The following is a 17338-nucleotide window of genomic DNA, read 5'->3' as shown; positions in this document are numbered from 1 at the left end:
TGCGCGCCAATTGTTCGCTATCAAGGATGTGTTGTGTCGTTTGGCTCTCCATCACCTCGCTCGCCGCTGGTACTGGCGCTGATCTTCAGCTCGCCATTGCTCGCCGACGACTTGTTCCTAGACAGCGAGCCGCTGCCGCAAGTTTTGACCGCGACGCGACTCAAGCAGTCGCCGGCCGCGGTACCGGGGAGCATGACGGTGATCGACAGCGAACTGATCAACGCCAGTGGCGCCCGGGACATCAGTGAGTTGCTGCGACTGGTGCCGGGAATGATGGTCGGCAACATCAACGGTAACCAGGCGGCAGTGAACTATCACGGCACCAATGCGACCGAAGCGCGACGCCTGCAAGTGTTGATCGACGGCCGTTCGGTGTACCGCGCAGGCCTGGCCACGGTGGACTGGAGTGACATTCCGGTGGCCATGGAGGACATCGAGCGCATCGAAGTTTTTCGCGGCCCGAACACCGTCAGCTATGGCGCCAATGCGCTGATGGCGGTGGTCAATATCATCACGCGCAACCCGGCCGACAGCCACGGCACGCGAATGAAAGTCACCCGAGGGCAGCGCGGCATCGACGACTTTTACGCCAGCCAGGGCGTGGGCTGGGACGGCGGCGACCTGCGCCTGTCACTGTCCGGTCAGCAAGACGACGGCTTCGACTCGGACCGTAACGGTGCCGATTACCGCGACAGCCGCCGCTTGAATCGCTTTAACCTCGCGGTCAGCCAGACGCTCACTGAAAACCAGAGTATCGACTGGCAATTGAATGCCAAGGATGGGAGCAACCAGCGTCCGTATACCTACCGCCCGGTCTTCTCGGGGATTACCGCTACCGGGAACAATTCCGACGTCATCGCCAAGGACTACGCCGGCTCACTGCGCTGGAACCTCGACATCAATCCCGATCACAGCCTTTACATCCAGGGCTCGGCGCAACACTGGGATCGTCAGCAGACCTGGCGTGCCTGCGATGCCGAGGTTTCGTTCAGCCCGCAATTGACCGAACTCTGGCAACTCAACCCGAATTACACCGAACGCCTGGCGCGCAACATGGAGCGCTACACCGGCCCCGGCGCGCCCGCAGGTGACCCGGCCCAGCGCGCACTGGCCAATCAAGTGCTCGACCAATGGCGAAACGGCGCCCGGCAAACCCTCTGTGGCGATATTGACCAGAGCACCCGGGAATCGCGCTACGACCTTGAATTGCAGGACACCCTCAGCTTGTCCGATAGTCTGCGGCTGGTCAGCGGCATGAATTATCGTTACGACCGGGCAGATTCCGAGACCTACTTCAATGGCACCCTCGACGACACCACCTGGCGGGCGTTCGGCCAGCTCGAGTGGCGCGCCACCGAGCATTGGTTGCTGCAGGGCGGAGCGATGTTCGAAGACACGCAATTGATCGGCAGTTCGCTCACACCACGGGTGGCGGTCAACTACCTGATCAACCCGCGCCATGGCCTGCGGGCGGTGTATTCGGAAGCCATCCGCTCGCCGGACATGTTCGAGAACAACGTCAACTGGAGCTATCAGGTAAAGAACCTGCGGCCCAGCGCCTATGGCCAGTCCAGCGCCCGTTATTTCGTCAAGACCCGTGGCCCCGGTAACCTCGAACAGGAACACATGCGCTCCCGGGAGCTTGGCTATAACGGCTACTTTGCCGAAGTGGGGCTGGCGGTCGATGTGAAGCTGTTCTACGACGAAATCACCGGGATGATCAGCGAACCGCTGCGCAACAATCAGTACATCGCCAGCAACTCAAACAGCGCGCGCTTCTCCGGGGCAGAAACCCAGCTCGACTGGCGAATCAGCAGCGCCGATCGCCTGCGCCTGACGTATGCCTACGTCGATGCCGAGGCGAGCAACCCACTCGACGCACAACAAACTGCCCGAAACAGCGGTTCCGCCGGTTGGCTGCACAACTGGGGCCATGGCTGGAACAGCGCGCTCTTCTACTATGGTGACGATGCCCTGAACGGCTACCGCTTCGAACGGGTCGACACGCGCATCGCCAAACGCATCGGCCTGGGCAAGGCCAGCCTGGAACTGGCCGGCGTGCTCCAGCAACGCCTCGACGGCCAGCCCACAACCTTCGTCGACAACAACTACGACGAGCGCCGGGTGCTTTACTTCAGCGCAGAGCTGGCGTTCTAAGATGCTCTATAGCCCGTCACGCAAGACGCCAATCCTTGGCCGCCTGCTGGCCGGGTTGTGCCTGGTGGTTGCCGGGCTGTTGAGCAGCCTGGATGCCAGCGCCGCGGACATTTTGCTGACCGGCGCCGAGGACAGCCCGGGCATGCAATCCTTCACCCAGGCCCTGAGCGCGTTGCGGCCTGCCGATAACGTGCACTTCCAGCCACTGGCCAGTCTGCCGGCGCCAGGCAAACTGCCCGCCGGCACCCGCTTGATTCTGCTCGACCTGCCGAGCCTCGACTGGCGCCTGCAAGACGCCCAAGGCCCGGCGACGCTGGTGCTGCGCATCAGCCGCCTGCAAGCCCGTCAGCATCTGGGGGCCTCCCTGCCCCCGCGCCTCAGCCTGCTCTGGAGCGACCCGCCCCTGGAGCGACAATTGCGCCTGACCCGACTGCTGCTGCCTCAGGCCAAACGGGTCGGCGTGCTCTTCGACAGCCACAGCGAATTCCTTTTGAAAGAATTGCATCAGGCCGCCCACTCCCTGGGCCTTGAGGTGGTCACCGAGCGCTGGGATAACACGAACGACAGCCGGCCGCTGCAGACCTTGCTGAAAAACAGCGACGTGTTGCTGGGCCTTGATGATCCCGATCTGTACAACCCGAAAACCGCGAAAAACCTGTTGCTCAGCAGCTATGCACGGCAACTGGCGCTGATCGGCCCTAACGCCGGGTTCGTCAGGGCCGGGAGCCTGGCCAGCACCTACAGCGATCAGAGCGATTGGCTGGCGATGCTCGACGAGTTGCTCGACCGGCCACCGGCCACGTGGCCACGCATGCACTACCCGCAACGCTTCAAAGTCTTAAGCAACCCGCAAGTGGCTCGTTCATTAGGTATTGAACAGATGAACGAAGCGTCTGTCGCAACACAGTTGGCCGAAGGAGAAAACCGCCCATGACCTTCCGTCGCCGTTGGGACATCAACACCCGCACACAAATCATCAGCCTCGGCCCTGCCCTGTTGCTGACGTTGCTGTTGATCAGCTTCTTCACCTTCGTGCGAATCCAGGACCTGCGTCAGGAGCTCAATCACACCGGGCAACTCATCGCCAACCAACTGGCGCCAGCCACCGAATACGGGGTGATCTCGGGCAACAACGAGGTGCTCGACAGTTTGCTCAAGGCCACCCTGGCCACGCCCAACGTGCGCTTTCTGGAAGTCCAGGACAGTGCCAACCGGATTCTGGTGTACGTCGAGCAACCGTCGGAAACCCACACCCGCTCGCACCAGGTCGAAGTGTTCCAGGCCCCGGTGCGGCTGCAACGAATCCAGCTGCACAATGATTTCCTGCAAGGCAGCCGCGTCGCCAACACGGCGCCCACCGAGGATTATCTGGGTCGGGTGATCGTCGGCCTGTCCAATGACGCCTTCAGCCAGCGTCAGCAGGAAATCCTGCTCAAGGCCGGGATCCTGGCGCTGTTCGCCCTGCTGTTTACTTTTCTGGTCGCCCGGCGCCTGGCCGGCAGCCTGTCGCAACCGATCCGCGACATCGGCAACGCGGTCAAGGCGATTCAGGACGGCGACTACAAAACGCCGCTGCCGATCGTCGACGACACTGAACTGGGCGCGCTGTCGCAACACATCAACAACCTCGCCAACGGGCTCGAACAAGCCAGTCGCGAACAGCATCAAGCGATGGCGCAGTTGATTCAGACCCGCGAGGAAGCGGAAAAGGCCAACAACGCCAAATCCGATTTCCTTGCAATGATGAGCCACGAACTGCGCACGCCGATGAATGGCGTGCTGGGCATGCTGCAACTGCTGGAAACCACCGAGATGACCGAGGAGCAGGTCGAATACGCGGCGCTCGCCTCGGAGTCCACCGAACACCTGCTCAAAGTCATCAACGACATTCTCGATTTCTCGCGCATCGAGCGTTCGGAACTGGAGCTGGAGCACATTCCGTTCAACCTCGCGGACCTGATCGGCAGTTGCGCCCAGTCGTTCTCGCACAGCGCCGTGCAACGCGGGCTCGACCTGGCGCTGTCGATTCCGGACGACATGCGCGCGTTGCAGGTGCAGGGCGACCCGACGCGGATCCGGCAGATCCTGGTCAACCTGATCGGCAATGCGCTGAAATTCACCGAACAGGGCCGCGTCAGCATCGAACCGCAATGGCAGTCGCTGGATCACGAACTGCTGTGGTTCACCTGCACCGTGCGCGACAGCGGGATTGGTATCTCGGCTGAAAGCCTGGAATTGATGTTCAACGCCTTCCAGCAGGCCGACAGTTCTATTTCGAGGCGATACGGTGGCACCGGGCTGGGCCTGCCGATTGCTCGCACACTGGCTGAACGCATGGGCGGCACGTTGCGCGCCCAGAGCGAGGAAGGTCGCGGCTCGGTGTTCACCCTGGAAATCCCGCTGGCGCTCTATAAACAGACGCTGCCCGTGCTGGCGCCGCGCATACCGACCGGCAACGGTGATGGCGAAGGGCGCAACGTGTTGCTGGTGGAAGACAATCCGGTTAATCAGACGGTCATCGAAGCAATGTTGCGCAGTCTGGGCTTTACTGTCAGCGTCGCCACCGATGGTGCCCAGGCAGTGCGCAGTGCCGAGAGTCTGATTTTTGAAGCCATTTTGATGGACTGCCGGCTACCGATCATCGACGGCTACGAGGCCACCCGACAGATTCGCCAATTACCCGGCTGCACAGACTTGCCGATCATCGCGCTGACCGCCAACGCCTTGCAGGGCGACCGCGAAGCCTGTTTATCGGCGGGAATGAACGATTACCTGGCCAAGCCCTTCAAACGCACAGATTTGCAGCAAATTCTGCAGCGCTGGGTGCAGTAGTGCAGGCCTTTCGGCTATCTGCGACTGGCGTGAAAGGCGAAAGTGCGGCAGTCTTAGGCACCCGAACAGGCCCGAAAAGGGGCTTGAATAATAATTTCAGTGCACAAGTGTACATTCATGTCCTTGGTGCTGTGACTTTCACCACAACGCAATAGTCTATGAGTAGGCTGCTGACTCGAGGCATGAACGCTTCGATCGGCCGGGAAGATTTGCCCCACCTGCCGCATGGGACTATTGAGGAGCTCGCATGACCAAACAAAACGCCTTTACTCGGGAAGACCTGCTGCGCTGCAGTCGCGGTGAGCTGTTCGGCCAAGGTAACGCGCAACTGCCCGCCCCCAACATGCTGATGGTGGATCGCATCACCCATATCAGCGAAGAGGGCGGCAAGTACGGCAAAGGTGAATTGGTCGCCGAGCTGGATATCACTCCGGACCTGTGGTTTTTCGCCTGCCACTTCGAAGGTGATCCGGTGATGCCAGGCTGCCTGGGCCTCGACGCCATGTGGCAACTGGTCGGCTTCTTCCTCGGCTGGCAAGGTCTGCCGGGCCGCGGGCGCGCCCTGGGTTCGGGCGAAGTGAAATTCTTCGGTCAGGTTCTGCCGACCGCCAAGAAAGTAACCTATAACATTCAGATCAAGCGCGTACTGAAGGGCAAGCTGAACCTGGCCATCGCCGATGGTTCGGTCAGCGTCGACGGCCGCGAGATCTACACCGCCGAAGGCCTTCGGGTCGGCGTTTTCACCTCCACTGACAACTTCTAAGGGTTATCCGCATGCGCCGCGTCGTTATCACTGGTCTGGGCATCGTTTCGTGCCTGGGCAATGACAAAGAGACCGTCTCCGCTAACCTGCGTGCAAGCCGCCCTGGCATCCGGTTCAACCCGGAATATGCCGAAATGGGTCTGCGTAGCCAGGTTTCCGGCTCCATTGACCTTCCCCTCGAAGAGCTGATCGATCGCAAGATCTATCGCTTCGTCGGCCACGCGGCGGCTTACGCCTACCTGGCCATGAAAGACGCCATCGCCGACTCCGGTCTGACCGATGAGCAAGTCTCCAATCCGCGTACCGGCCTGATCGCCGGCTCCGGTGGAGCCTCCACGTTGAACCAGATGGAAGCGCTGGACATCCTGCGCGAGAAAGGCGTCAAGCGCGTCGGCCCATACCGCGTCACGCGGACCATGAGCAGCACCGTTTCCGCTTGCCTGGCCACGCCGTTCAAGATCAAGGGCCTGAACTACTCCATCGCTTCTGCCTGTGCCACCAGTGCTCACTGCATCGGTACCGCCATGGAACAGATCCAGATGGGCAAGCAGGACATCGTGTTCGCCGGCGGCGGTGAAGAAGAACACTGGAGCCAATCGTTCCTGTTCGACGCCATGGGCGCACTGTCCAGCCAGTACAACGAAACCCCGGAAAAGGCTTCCCGTGCCTACGACGCCAAGCGTGACGGTTTCGTCATCGCCGGCGGTGGCGGCATGGTCGTGGTCGAAGAGCTGGAACACGCTCTGGCCCGCGGCGCGAAGATCTACGCGGAAATCGTTGGCTACGGCGCGACCTCCGATGGCTACGACATGGTCGCCCCTAGCGGCGAAGGCGCCATCCGCTGCATGCAGATGGCCATGTCCACCGTTGACGCTCCGATCGACTACCTGAACACCCACGGCACCTCGACTCCGGTCGGCGACGTCATGGAAATGAAAGGTGTGCGTGAAGTGTTCGGCGACAAAGCCCCGGCCATCAGCTCCACCAAGAGCCTGTCGGGTCACTCCCTGGGCGCCGCCGGCGTTCACGAAGCGATCTACTGCATACTGATGATGGAAGGCAACTTCATGGCGGGTTCCGCCAACATCGACGAACTGGATCCGGAAGTGGCTGACATGCCGATCCTGACCAAGACTCGTGAAGACGCCACCATCAACACCGTGATGAGCAACAGCTTCGGCTTCGGTGGCACCAACGCTACGCTGGTACTGAAGCGCTGGGCAGGTAAGTAATACCTAGCCCGCTACGCGGCACATAAAAACGCCCCGACTGGTTCGGGGCGTTTTTTTGTGCCTGAAAAATTGAACACTGCAATCCCTGTGGGAGCGAGCTTGCTCGCGATGGCGATAAGTCAGGCAACATAAATGTTGACTGTAATGGCCCCATCGCGAGCAAGCTCACTCCCACAAGGATTGCGGTGAACATGAAGCTTTTGTCATGAAACTCAACGCCCTGCGACCGAATGTCGCGTGTTTGGCGGGCTGCAGGACTTTTGCAGAATTCGCAAAAATTCGTTACCAAACTCAGTCGTTTACTTAGCAGGCTAACCAAACATATAACGGAGTCCTGCACACGCCTTGCTGCAGATAACAGAGATTGGAGCTAGCAGATGACTGTAAAAGTAACTGAACGCGACGATTCACATAAGTCCCACGAAGGCGTAGCCGCCGGTATCCGGATCTGGGACGTGCACCAACAAGACATGCTGGTGGGGATGTTCCACTCCGAAACCGACGCCCACAGCTACAAGGCCGAACTGGAAAAACTGGAGCAGCAACGAGAGCTCCGATCCGCCTACGCAATGACAGCATTGAAAACGACAAACCCCGCCATGAGCGTAATGCTGTTCACTTAAGGTTGGGGTACATATCCGTTTCTGCGGTAACGACGGCTAGCGGTTTCGCTTTTACAGCGAGTCACTTTCGAAAAGCGCGAAAGTAACCAAAGCGCTTTGCCCCGCCATTCGGTGCCTCGCCCAGGCTCGGCATGCCCTCACTCCGGCATTGCTCCGGGGGCCCGCCGCCATCGGCCATCCATGGCCGGTGGCGGCTACCGCGGCATCCTTGCCGCGGTGCCCCCTGCGCAACGCCTGCGTTCGGCCTCTGGGAAAGGGGCAGCAGATCTGAAGCCAAAGCAAAGCAACAGCAACGGCAAGATCAAAAGATCAAAAGATCAAAAGATCAAAAGATCAAAAGATCAAAAGATCAAAAGATCAAAAGATCAAAAGATCAAAAGATCAAAAGATCAAAAGATCAAAAGATCGCAGCCTCGCTTCGCTCGACAGCTCCTACAGGGAAATGCGTTCACTTGAAGCCAGGCCGGCCGGTATAGGCCGCCTCGCGTTGGCGTTTGCGGTGCACGCCCCCTCGAGAGGCCGAGCGCAGGTTCTGCGCAGTGGGCAACCCGGCATGGATGCCGGGTTAGCCGCCCCCGGCCATGGATGGCCGAATGGCGGCGGGCCCACGGAGCAGGACCGGAGCGAGGGCATGCCGAGCCTGGGCGAGGCACCGAACGAAAGGGGCAAGAGCCCTTGGTTACTTGGGGCTTTTCCAAGTGACTCGCTGTAAAAGCGAAACCGCCCTCAGCCATCACCTAAATGACGGATATACACCCAATCAAAGCCCCCGATCAGCACCCACCACCAATGTGTAGGTCCGCCTGAAGCCCCAAGACTAAGTGAACAGCACGTCGTTGTTGCAGCCTTTAACGGCTTACCACATCAGATCGTCAGGGATCTGATAGGCCGCGTACGGATCGTCTTCGGCAGCGACTTCTTCGGTCTTTACATTCAGCTGCACGATGCGCTGTGGATCGCGCTCCTGGATCTTCAGGGCCGCCTCACGCGGGATCACTTCATAACCGCCGGCGTGGTGCACGATGGCCAGCGAACCGCTGCTGAGCTTGTTGCGCATCAGCGTGTTGACGGAAATGCGCTTGACCTTCTTGTCGTCGACGAAGTTGTAGTAGTCCTCGGTCGTCAGCTTCGGCAGACGCGAGACTTCGATCAACTGTTTGACCTGGGCGGCGCGGGCTTTCGCCTCGGCCTTCTCCTGTTGCTGGCGGTTCAGCTCCTGGTCGCGCTTGACCTTCTCGGCCATGGCTTCCTGGGCGGCACGCTGCTGCGAGTCATCAAGTTCGATCTGACCTTTGTGGGCCAGACGCTGCTGCTTCTGTTTCTCTTTGCCGACCTGTTTGGCCTGCTTCTGGTTGACCAGCCCTGCTTTGAGCAACTGGTCGCGAAGGGAAATGCTCATGGTGCTTATTACTCACTTAGGCAACTGCTCAACCGCAGCTGGGCAAATTCTTTTCCTGACGTTTGGCTTCGCCCCACAAGGCGTCCAACTCTTCGAGGGTGCAATCTTCTATGGGACGGTGGGTGTCGCGCAATGCCTGTTCGATAAAACGGAAGCGTCTTTCGAACTTGCTGTTGGCGCCACGCAGTGCAGTTTCGGGATCGACCTTGAGATGACGCGCCAGATTGACCACGGAAAACAGCAGATCACCGACTTCATCGGCAATCGCTACCGAGTCATTGTCGGCCATGGCTTCGAGCACTTCATCGAGCTCTTCGCGCACTTTGTCGAGCACCGGCAAGGCGTCCGGCCAGTCGAACCCAACCTGCCCTGCGCGCTTCTGCAACTTCGCCGAACGGGACAATGCCGGCAGTGCTGCGGGTACGTCGTCGAGCAAGGACAGCTGGGTTGGCGTGGATGATTTCTCGGCGCGTTCTTCAGCCTTGATCTCTTCCCAGCGTTGTTTGACCTGCTCTTCACTCAGGCGCGGAACATCCAGCGGCGCGTACAGATCACCGGTAGGAAACACGTGCGGATGACGGCGAATCAACTTGCGGGTGATGCTGTCGACCACACCTTCGAATTCGAAGCGTCCCTCTTCACGGGCCAGCTGGCTGTAATAAACCACCTGGAACAGCAAATCCCCCAACTCACCCTGCAAGTGATCGAAGTCACCGCGCTCGATGGCGTCGGCGACTTCGTAGGCTTCCTCAAGGGTGTGCGGGACGATGGTTTCGTAGGTTTGCTTGATGTCCCACGGGCAGCCGAACTGCGGGTCGCGCAGACGGCTCATCAGGTGCAGCAAGTCTTCAAGTGAATACATCAATCAATCTCTACTCAAAACCAATGTGGGAGCGAGCTTGCTCGCGATAGGGCCGGCACATCCAACATCACTGTTGACTGAACGGCCCTCATCGCGAGCAAGCTCGCTCCCACAGGGGATCACCATCACGGCGTACGGTTACGACGGGTTTCGATGATGTTCGGCAACTGGGAAATCCGCCCCAGCAACCGCCCCAGTGCATCCAGCCCCGGAATCTCGATGGTCAGGGACATCAACGCGGTGTTGTCCTCTTTGTTCGAGCGGGTGTTGACCGCCAGCACATTGATCCGCTCGTTGAGCAGCACTTGCGAAACGTCACGCAGCAGACCGGACCGGTCGTAGGCGCGGATGATGATGTCCACCGGATAGGTGAGCACCGGCACCGGCCCCCAGCTGACCTGGATGATCCGCTCGGGCTCGCGCCCGCCCAGTTGCAGCACCGAGGCGCAGTCCTGGCGGTGAATGCTCACGCCGCGGCCCACGGTGATGTAACCGACAATCGCATCCCCCGGCAGCGGCTGGCAGCAGCCGGCCATCTGGGTCATCAGGTTGCCGACGCCCTGGATCTGGATGTCGCCGCGCTTGCCCGGTTTGTAACCGGTGGCTTTGCGTGGAATCAGTTCCAGCTGTTCGCTACCGCGTTCCGGCTCGACCAGTTGCTGCGCCAGGTTCACCAGTTGTGCCAGACGCAAATCGCCTGCACCCAACGCGGCGAACATGTCTTCGGCCATTTTCATGTTGGCCTTTTCGGCCAGCTTGTCGAAATCTACCGCTGGCAGACCGAGGCGGTTGAGTTCGCGCTCCAGCAAGGTTTTACCGGCGGCGACGTTCTGATCGCGCGCCTGCAATTTGAACCAGTGAACGATCTTCGCCCGTGCCCGCGAGGTGGTGATGTAACCCAGGTTCGGGTTCAGCCAGTCGCGGCTCGGGGTGCCGTGCTTGCTGGTGATGATCTCGACCTGTTCACCGGTTTGCAGGCTGTAGTTGAGCGGCACGATGCGCCCGTTGATCTTCGCGCCACGACAGTTGTGACCGATTTCGGTGTGCACGCGGTAGGCGAAGTCCAGCGGTGTCGCGCCCTTCGGCAAGTCGATGGCGTGACCGTCCGGGGTGAAGATGTACACCCGATCCGGTTCGATATCGACCCGCAGCTGTTCTGCCAGGCCGCCGATGTCGCCCAATTCTTCATGCCACTCGAGGACCTGACGCAGCCAGGAGATTTTCTCTTCGTAGTGGTTGGAGCCGGATTTGACGTCGGTGCCCTTGTAGCGCCAGTGCGCGCAAACGCCCAGCTCGGCTTCTTCGTGCATGGCGTGGGTGCGGATCTGCACTTCCAGCACCTTGCCCTCGGGGCCAATCACCGCGGTGTGCAGCGAGCGGTAGCCGTTCTCTTTCGGGTTGGCGATGTAGTCGTCGAATTCTTTCGGGATGTGCCGCCACAGGGTGTGGACGATACCGAGCGCGGTGTAGCAGTCGCGCATTTCCGGCACCAGCACGCGAACGGCGCGCACGTCGTAGATCTGGCTGAATTCCAGACCCTTGCGCTGCATTTTGCGCCAGATCGAATAGATGTGTTTGGCCCGACCGCTGATGTCGGCATCGACGCCGGTGGCGGTCAGCTCATTCTTCAGTTGGCTCATCACGTCGGCGATGAAGCGCTCGCGATCCAGACGCCGCTCATGAAGCAACTTGGCGATCTGCTTGTACTGATCGGGCTCAAGGTAACGGAAGGACAAGTCCTCCAGTTCCCACTTGATGTGACCGATACCGAGACGGTGAGCCAAAGGCGCGTAGATGTCGAAGACTTCACGGGCGACGCGGTTGCGTTTTTCGTCATCGGCGGTTTTCACCGCACGAATCGCGCAGGTGCGTTCGGCCAGTTTGATCAGCGCAACGCGAACGTCGTCGACCATGGCGACCAGCATCTTGCGCAGGTTTTCGACCTGGCCCTGCGTGCCCAGTACCAGGGATTGACGGGGGCTGAGGCTGGCGCTGATCGCCGCCATGCGCAACACGCCGTCGATGAGTTTGGCGACCACCGGACCGAAGCGCTGGCTGATCGCCGGCAACTCAATCTGGCCTTCGCGCACGCCGCGATACAGGATCGCGGCAACCAACGAATCCTGATCGAGTTTGAGGTCGGCGAGAATCTCGGCGATCTCAAGGCCCGTGCGGAAACTCGAGGTCCCTTCGGACCACAGGTTTTTCGCCGCATTGGCTTGTTGTTCAGACGCACGAGCAAACTCGCACGCTTCTTTCAAGGCTTCGCGATCCAGTGCCGGATCGACACTGACCGCGTGATCGAGCCAAGCCTCGAGATTGATACTGCCGTCGGTGTTGATCGGCTGGTGTGCTCTCACCTGTACCATCTTGCTTACCTTCCCTACGACGCAGATTCAATGCGTCAAATCGCTGACCTTCGTTGCCCGTGCGCCCACATCAGGGCCGGTACGCGGCTGCACGGGCGGGCCAGTCGGACCAGACGAGCCGTCCTAGCTCGCTTCAAATAACGCCATGGCCTCGACATGTGCCGTCTGAGGAAACATATCGAGAATCCCGGCACGTTTTAACCGGTAGCCCTGCTTGATCAATTCGACCGTATCGCGCGCCAGCGTTGCCGGATTGCACGACACATACACCAACCGTTTGGCGCCCAGGGACGCAAGCTTGCGCACTGCCTCGAAAGCACCGTCACGCGGTGGGTCCAAGAGTACCGCACAAAAGCCTTCGCGCGCCCATTCGGCATCGGTCAAAGGCTGGGATAAATCGGCCTGAAAAAACTTCGCATTATGAAGATTGTTGCTAGCAGCGTTCGCGGCTGCTCGCTCGACCATCGCCTGCACACCTTCCACCGCCACCACTTCGCGAACGACCTTGGCCAGCGGCAAGGCAAAGTTACCCAAACCACAGAATAGATCGAGAACTCGTTCCTCCGCCGTCGGCTTCAGCCACTCCAACGCCTGGGCGATCATCGCTTCGTTGACCCCGGCGTTGACCTGGATGAAATCTCCCGGTCGGTACGCCAGGTTCAAATCCCACTGTTCAAGCCGATAACCCAACGACTGGTCAGCCTCGACCGGTTGCGGTTCCCCGTCGCCGTGCAGCCACAGTTGGGCTTCATGGAAAGTGCAGAAATCCTTGAGGATCGTCATGTCGGCGTCGGACAGCGGCGCCATGTGCCGCAGCAACACCGCCAACGACGAACCGCTGAACAACTCCACATGCCCCAGCGCCTGAGGTTTGCTCAAGCGCCGAAGCATTTCCGGCAAGCGGGTCATGATCGGTTGCAAGGGCTGTACCAGCACCATGCATTCGTTGATCGCAACGATGTCCTGACTGCCAGCGGCGCGGAAACCGACTTCGAGCTTTTTCGCCTTCATGTCCCAGCGCACCGCCACTCGGGCGCGACGCCGGTAACCGAATTCCGGACCGTTCAAAGGCGCGGCCCATTCTTCGGGTTCAACACCGGCGACCTTCGACAATTGCTCGGCGAGCATGCGCTGTTTCAGGGCGAGTTGTTCGTTGTGCGGCAGATGTTGCACGCTGCAACCGCCACAGCGACCGGCATGCGGACACGGTGCCGGGCGGCGCAGTTCGCTGGCCTGGAACACCCGTTCGGTGCGCGCTTCGACCACTTTGCCGTGGGCGCCCAACACGCGCGCTTCGACTTCTTCACCGGCCAATGCGCCGATGACGAACCAGGTGCGACCTTCAAAAAACGCGATACCGCGACCGTCATTAGCCAGGCGCTCAATACTCAAGCGCTGCTTTTTGCCGGTCGGAATTTGCGGGGCCTTGCTGCCGCCGGTGGGCTGGAAGCGCAGGCCTCTCTCTTGCTTGGCCATCAGTTAGGCGCGTCGAAAATGCCGGTCGACAAGTAACGGTCGCCACGGTCGCAGATGATCGCGACGATCACCGCGTTTTCAACTTCTTTGGACAGACGCAGCATGGCTGCCACGGCACCGCCCGAGGACACGCCGCAGAAGATGCCTTCTTCGCGGGCCAGACGACGGGTCACGTCTTCGGCTTCGCTTTGCGCCATGTCGACGATCCGGTCCACGCGCTCGGCCTGGTAGATCTTCGGCAGGTATTCCTGCGGCCAGCGACGGATACCCGGAATCGCCGAGCCTTCCATCGGTTGCAGGCCGATGATCTGCACGCTCTCGTTCTGCTCTTTCAAGTAGCGCGAGACGCCCATGATGGTACCGGTGGTGCCCATGGAGCTGACGAAATGGGTGATGGTGCCTTCGGTCTGACGCCAGATTTCCGGGCCGGTGGTGGTGTAGTGCGCTTGCGGGTTGTCCCCGTTGGCGAACTGATCCAGCACCTTGCCGCGGCCTTCGGCTTCCATTCGCTGGGCGAGGTCACGAGCGCCTTCCATGCCCTCTTCCTGAGTGACCAGAATCAGCTCGGCGCCATACGCCGTCATGGCGGCTTTACGTTCGGCGCTGGAATTGTCCGGCATGATCAGGATCATCTTGTAACCCTTGATCGCGGCGGCCATCGCCAGGGCGATACCAGTGTTACCCGAGGTCGCTTCGATCAGCGTATCGCCGACGTGGATCTGCCCGCGCAATTCAGCGCGGGTGATCATCGACAGCGCCGGACGGTCCTTGACCGAACCCGCCGGGTTATTCCCTTCGAGCTTGAGCAAAAGGGTATTGCTGGTGTCGCCAGGCAGGCGCTGCAAACGGACCAGCGGAGTGTTGCCGACGCAATCGGCGATGGTTGGGTACTGCAAGGTCATGGCGTATTCGCAATCCAGACTGCGGGGGCGCCTATCATACCGGCAAACCGACCCAGGCCATATCACGCAAAGTACGGTGCTTATGGTTTATGGGAATAAGGGTGACGAGGTGTGCAGTCGCTAGCGTGCAAGCCTCGCCTTACAGACGGAAGCATTGAACATGTAGGAAAAACTGACTTTCTAAAAAATGTCGGTTTTTAAGGACGCTTTCGTCGGACGTTTCACTCAAGCTTTGGCGGTTTGCGTGAACTGGTGGGTAATGACTTTCATCGATAGCCTTTGTAGTGCGATCACGCTAAGTAGCGCGATGCTGCACATCGATAACCTGCCAAAGACTAAAAACGATGTCCGACGCTTTAGCTTTATTTCGCTCTGAAGCTATCAGTGCGAAGAACGAACAACGCTTCGGTAGCGTACTGATACATCAACCTTGGGGATATGGTGTCGCAGCCATCTTGGCCGGAGCTTTAATACTGGTGGTCTTGATCTATTCTTACTTTGGAACGTATACCCGTAAAGCTACCGTGGGAGGTTTGCTCATGCCTGAGCAGGGCATGTTACGCCTGACATCTCCCACTACAGGGCTACTCACTGAAGTTTTTGCTCACGAAGGCCAGACTGTAGGCGTTGGTGAAGACCTGTTTGTAATCTCCGGCGAACGCGTCAGTGCCACCGGAGGTACACAACAGTTGATAGCGGAACAGCTCACTCAGCGTTTACTGGTGCTGGAACGTAATCGCATATCCGCAAATGATCGCATCGCCGGACAAGTTCGCCTACTTGATAGCCGACTCGTCACGATTACCGGAGAGCTGGGTCAGTATCGAGAAGAGATACGCCTGATCGCTCGACGTGTAGATTTGTCCGAGATTCAGCATAAGAGACTAAAAGACCTAGTAGCGGCTGGCTTCATTTCTGTCGCCCAGTATCAACAGGAGGAAGGACAACTTCTCGCATTGCTTGGACAACAGCAAAGTATTCAGCGAGCTCGCGCTAGCCTCAATCGCGAACACATGGAATTGCAGATGCAGCGTCAGGAGGCCGAGTTACGGCACCGCAACGAAATCGCCGAGATAGACAAAGGCATCTCACTGGTTAGACAGGAACAGGCGGAAAACGACATCCGCAACAAGCAAGTTAGCTCTGCGCCATTTGCCGGAACTATAACCGGATTGAATATTCAAATTGGGCAACAGGTCACAGCTGGGGCACTTCTTGCCAGCCTCATTCCCCAAGGTGCTGATCTTATAGCTCACATGTATGTAGCCTCACGAAAAATGGGTTTCATAGAAAAGGGCCAGACAGTACTCATCCGATATTCCGCATATCCCTATCAAAAATTCGGTATGGCACGAGGTCGAATTATCGATATGGCGAAAAGCCCTTATGCAGTTCAGGAACTACCAGCGCACATTGCAAGCGTTGTTCATGAAACAACCCAGCCAACCGAACTCTTCTACCGCGTAACCGTCAAGCTCGATTCTCAGACGATTAATCTATACGGCAACTCACAACCACTGCAGGCTGGAATGTTGCTTGAGGCTGATATCGTGCAAGATAAACGCCGGCTCTATGAATGGGCACTGGAGCCGATTTATTCAATCACTGGAAAACGCTCGCATTGAGTCTGCCTTTAATCACGAACAGCATGGAGCAACACCTAATTGACTAACAGAGAAAAAGAAATCCTACATTTACTTCTACAAGGAAAGACCAACAAACAAATCGCTCGGGAGCTTGGGATAAGCGACTTCACGGTGCGCGATTACGTATCTTCGATCTTTCATCAACATGGGGTTAAATCTAGAGCTGAGCTATTTGTAGCAAAAATGAAAAACTCAAATATTTAAGCCATACCCTACACATGTAGGATTACATCACCAAACCATTCAAAGCAATACTCTTATACCGATCTACCACCCAAAAATAAAAATACTTTAAAGCTTAAACCGATAAAACCGATAAAACCGATAAAACCGATAAAACCGATAAAACCGAAATTCGACTTTACACCACTCAAAAATATAAAACACAACTAAAAACCACCAAATAGGTATTGACAAACAGAGCACAAAAACCTCATGACCAAGCAAAACCTTACTGATAACAATGAAGAGTGGAGTATGTATATATTTGGCATACGCTTTGTGGAGGGCACAGTCTCTGACGCCCTTACCCCCTCTATTGTCGTTGCCATTTCATTTCTCCTCTACTATTGCTTTTTCAAACTGCTGCGCATGCGATGGGGGATACAGAGAAGCATAGCAATAACCATATTGACAGCCTACATAGTTCTACTTACAGCATATTTAACAATAACGCATATTCTCCCAACCATTACAAGATAGACAAAATAGAACAATGGAGCTTAACCATGAAAGAACTCTCAATATATGATTTAGAATTTGTTTCAGGTGCCGTAGGGCCACCCGGAGCCTTAATTGGTGGTGTTACAGCAGCAGCTGGATATATAGGAAACTCCATGGCAACCGGAGAAGGTAGTGCTGAAGGACTTGTCGGAGCTACCGTGACCGGCGCAGTCGGAGGATTTATCTTAGGACCAGCAGGTTTAGGGGCGGGGCAAATAGCAGCATCAACCGCTGTTGGCGCCCATATTGGTTACTACGGCGGAATGCTAGGCGGCCAGGTTCAAAATGCTTTCACAGCAGGGACAAATTACAACTAATCCTAGCTGCTAAAAAACAACCTGAACAAATAATTAA

14 protein-coding genes and 1 pseudogene are annotated in these 17338 nt (G+C 58.1%); 10 read left to right on the top strand and 5 right to left on the bottom strand.

The features are described 5' to 3' along the window. Window positions 1-33 precede the first annotated feature (33 nt). From ACMXYH_RS08340 to ACMXYH_RS08310, 7 genes and pseudogenes are all read left to right on the top strand, one after another. Window positions 34-2157: a TonB-dependent receptor plug domain-containing protein gene (locus tag ACMXYH_RS08340; RefSeq protein ID WP_415766811.1), complete on the top strand. Its 2124-nt coding sequence runs from the start codon at window positions 34-36 to the stop codon at window positions 2155-2157. 1 nt (window position 2158) lies between these two features. Beyond that, window positions 2159-3091 (top strand): ABC transporter substrate-binding protein, encoded by a 933-nt coding sequence (locus tag ACMXYH_RS08335; RefSeq protein ID WP_415766810.1) that lies wholly within the window; start codon window positions 2159-2161, stop codon window positions 3089-3091. Continuing rightward, entirely contained in the window at window positions 3088-4989 is a 1902-nt protein-coding gene (locus tag ACMXYH_RS08330; protein ID WP_415766809.1) for an ATP-binding protein, read from the top strand. The genes ACMXYH_RS08335 and ACMXYH_RS08330 overlap by 4 nt, the downstream gene beginning before the upstream one ends. Before the next feature lie 247 nt (window positions 4990-5236). Then, a complete protein-coding gene (gene fabA / locus ACMXYH_RS08325) occupies window positions 5237-5752 on the top strand; it encodes a 3-hydroxyacyl-[acyl-carrier-protein] dehydratase FabA (protein ID WP_046046480.1) in 516 nt (171 codons plus the stop codon). An 11-nt stretch (window positions 5753-5763) separates the two neighbouring features. After that, window positions 5764-6984, top strand: a complete 1221-nt coding sequence (fabB, locus tag ACMXYH_RS08320) for a beta-ketoacyl-ACP synthase I (protein ID WP_415766808.1) — start codon at window positions 5764-5766, stop codon at window positions 6982-6984. A 377-nt stretch (window positions 6985-7361) separates the two neighbouring features. Further along, window positions 7362-7547: pseudogene (locus tag ACMXYH_RS08315) on the top strand (hypothetical protein); the annotation flags it as partial. Between the two features lie 240 nt (window positions 7548-7787). Next, window positions 7788-8063, top strand: a complete 276-nt coding sequence (locus ACMXYH_RS08310) for a hypothetical protein (RefSeq protein ID WP_415766807.1) — start codon at window positions 7788-7790, stop codon at window positions 8061-8063. Between the two features lie 400 nt (window positions 8064-8463). Here ACMXYH_RS08310 and ACMXYH_RS08305 read toward each other — a convergent pair whose 3' ends face one another. The 5 genes from ACMXYH_RS08305 to cysM form a co-directional block, all read right to left on the bottom strand. Continuing rightward, a complete protein-coding gene (locus ACMXYH_RS08305; RefSeq protein WP_415766806.1) occupies window positions 8464-9006 on the bottom strand; it encodes a DUF2058 domain-containing protein in 543 nt (180 codons plus the stop codon). 28 nt (window positions 9007-9034) lie between these two features. Next, window positions 9035-9868, bottom strand: coding sequence for a nucleoside triphosphate pyrophosphohydrolase (mazG, locus tag ACMXYH_RS08300; RefSeq protein WP_415766805.1), 834 nt, complete (start codon window positions 9866-9868; stop codon window positions 9035-9037). Window positions 9869-9993: 125 nt separating this feature from the next. After that, entirely contained in the window at window positions 9994-12237 is a 2244-nt protein-coding gene (gene relA, locus ACMXYH_RS08295; RefSeq protein ID WP_129437548.1) for a GTP diphosphokinase, read from the bottom strand. 123 nt (window positions 12238-12360) lie between these two features. Then, the gene (gene rlmD, locus ACMXYH_RS08290) at window positions 12361-13713 is read right to left on the bottom strand and encodes a 23S rRNA (uracil(1939)-C(5))-methyltransferase RlmD (protein WP_415766804.1); all 1353 of its coding nucleotides are present in this window, start codon (window positions 13711-13713) and stop codon (window positions 12361-12363) included. Continuing rightward, complete coding sequence (gene cysM / locus ACMXYH_RS08285) at window positions 13713-14615, bottom strand: cysteine synthase CysM (RefSeq protein WP_415766803.1); 903 nt, start codon at window positions 14613-14615, stop codon at window positions 13713-13715. Before cysM ends, rlmD begins: the two co-directional genes overlap by 1 nt. Before the next feature lie 344 nt (window positions 14616-14959). On the opposite strand from cysM, the gene ACMXYH_RS08280 reads away from it, so the two are divergent. From ACMXYH_RS08280 to ACMXYH_RS08270, 3 genes are all read left to right on the top strand, one after another. Continuing rightward, entirely contained in the window at window positions 14960-16240 is a 1281-nt protein-coding gene (locus ACMXYH_RS08280; protein WP_415766802.1) for an HlyD family secretion protein, read from the top strand. Between the two features lie 39 nt (window positions 16241-16279). Continuing rightward, entirely contained in the window at window positions 16280-16465 is a 186-nt protein-coding gene (locus tag ACMXYH_RS08275; protein ID WP_415766801.1) for a response regulator transcription factor, read from the top strand. A 524-nt stretch (window positions 16466-16989) separates the two neighbouring features. Continuing rightward, window positions 16990-17301, top strand: a complete 312-nt coding sequence (locus ACMXYH_RS08270; RefSeq protein WP_415766800.1) for a hypothetical protein — start codon at window positions 16990-16992, stop codon at window positions 17299-17301. The last annotated feature ends 37 nt before the right edge of the window (window positions 17302-17338 follow it).

Source organism: Pseudomonas frigoris (assembly GCF_047758635.1).
In the GTDB taxonomy this organism is placed as follows: domain Bacteria; phylum Pseudomonadota; class Gammaproteobacteria; order Pseudomonadales; family Pseudomonadaceae; genus Aquipseudomonas; species Aquipseudomonas frigoris.
Note: the sequence above shows the minus strand (reverse complement) of the source record. Positions and strands in the feature narration are given on the sequence as shown.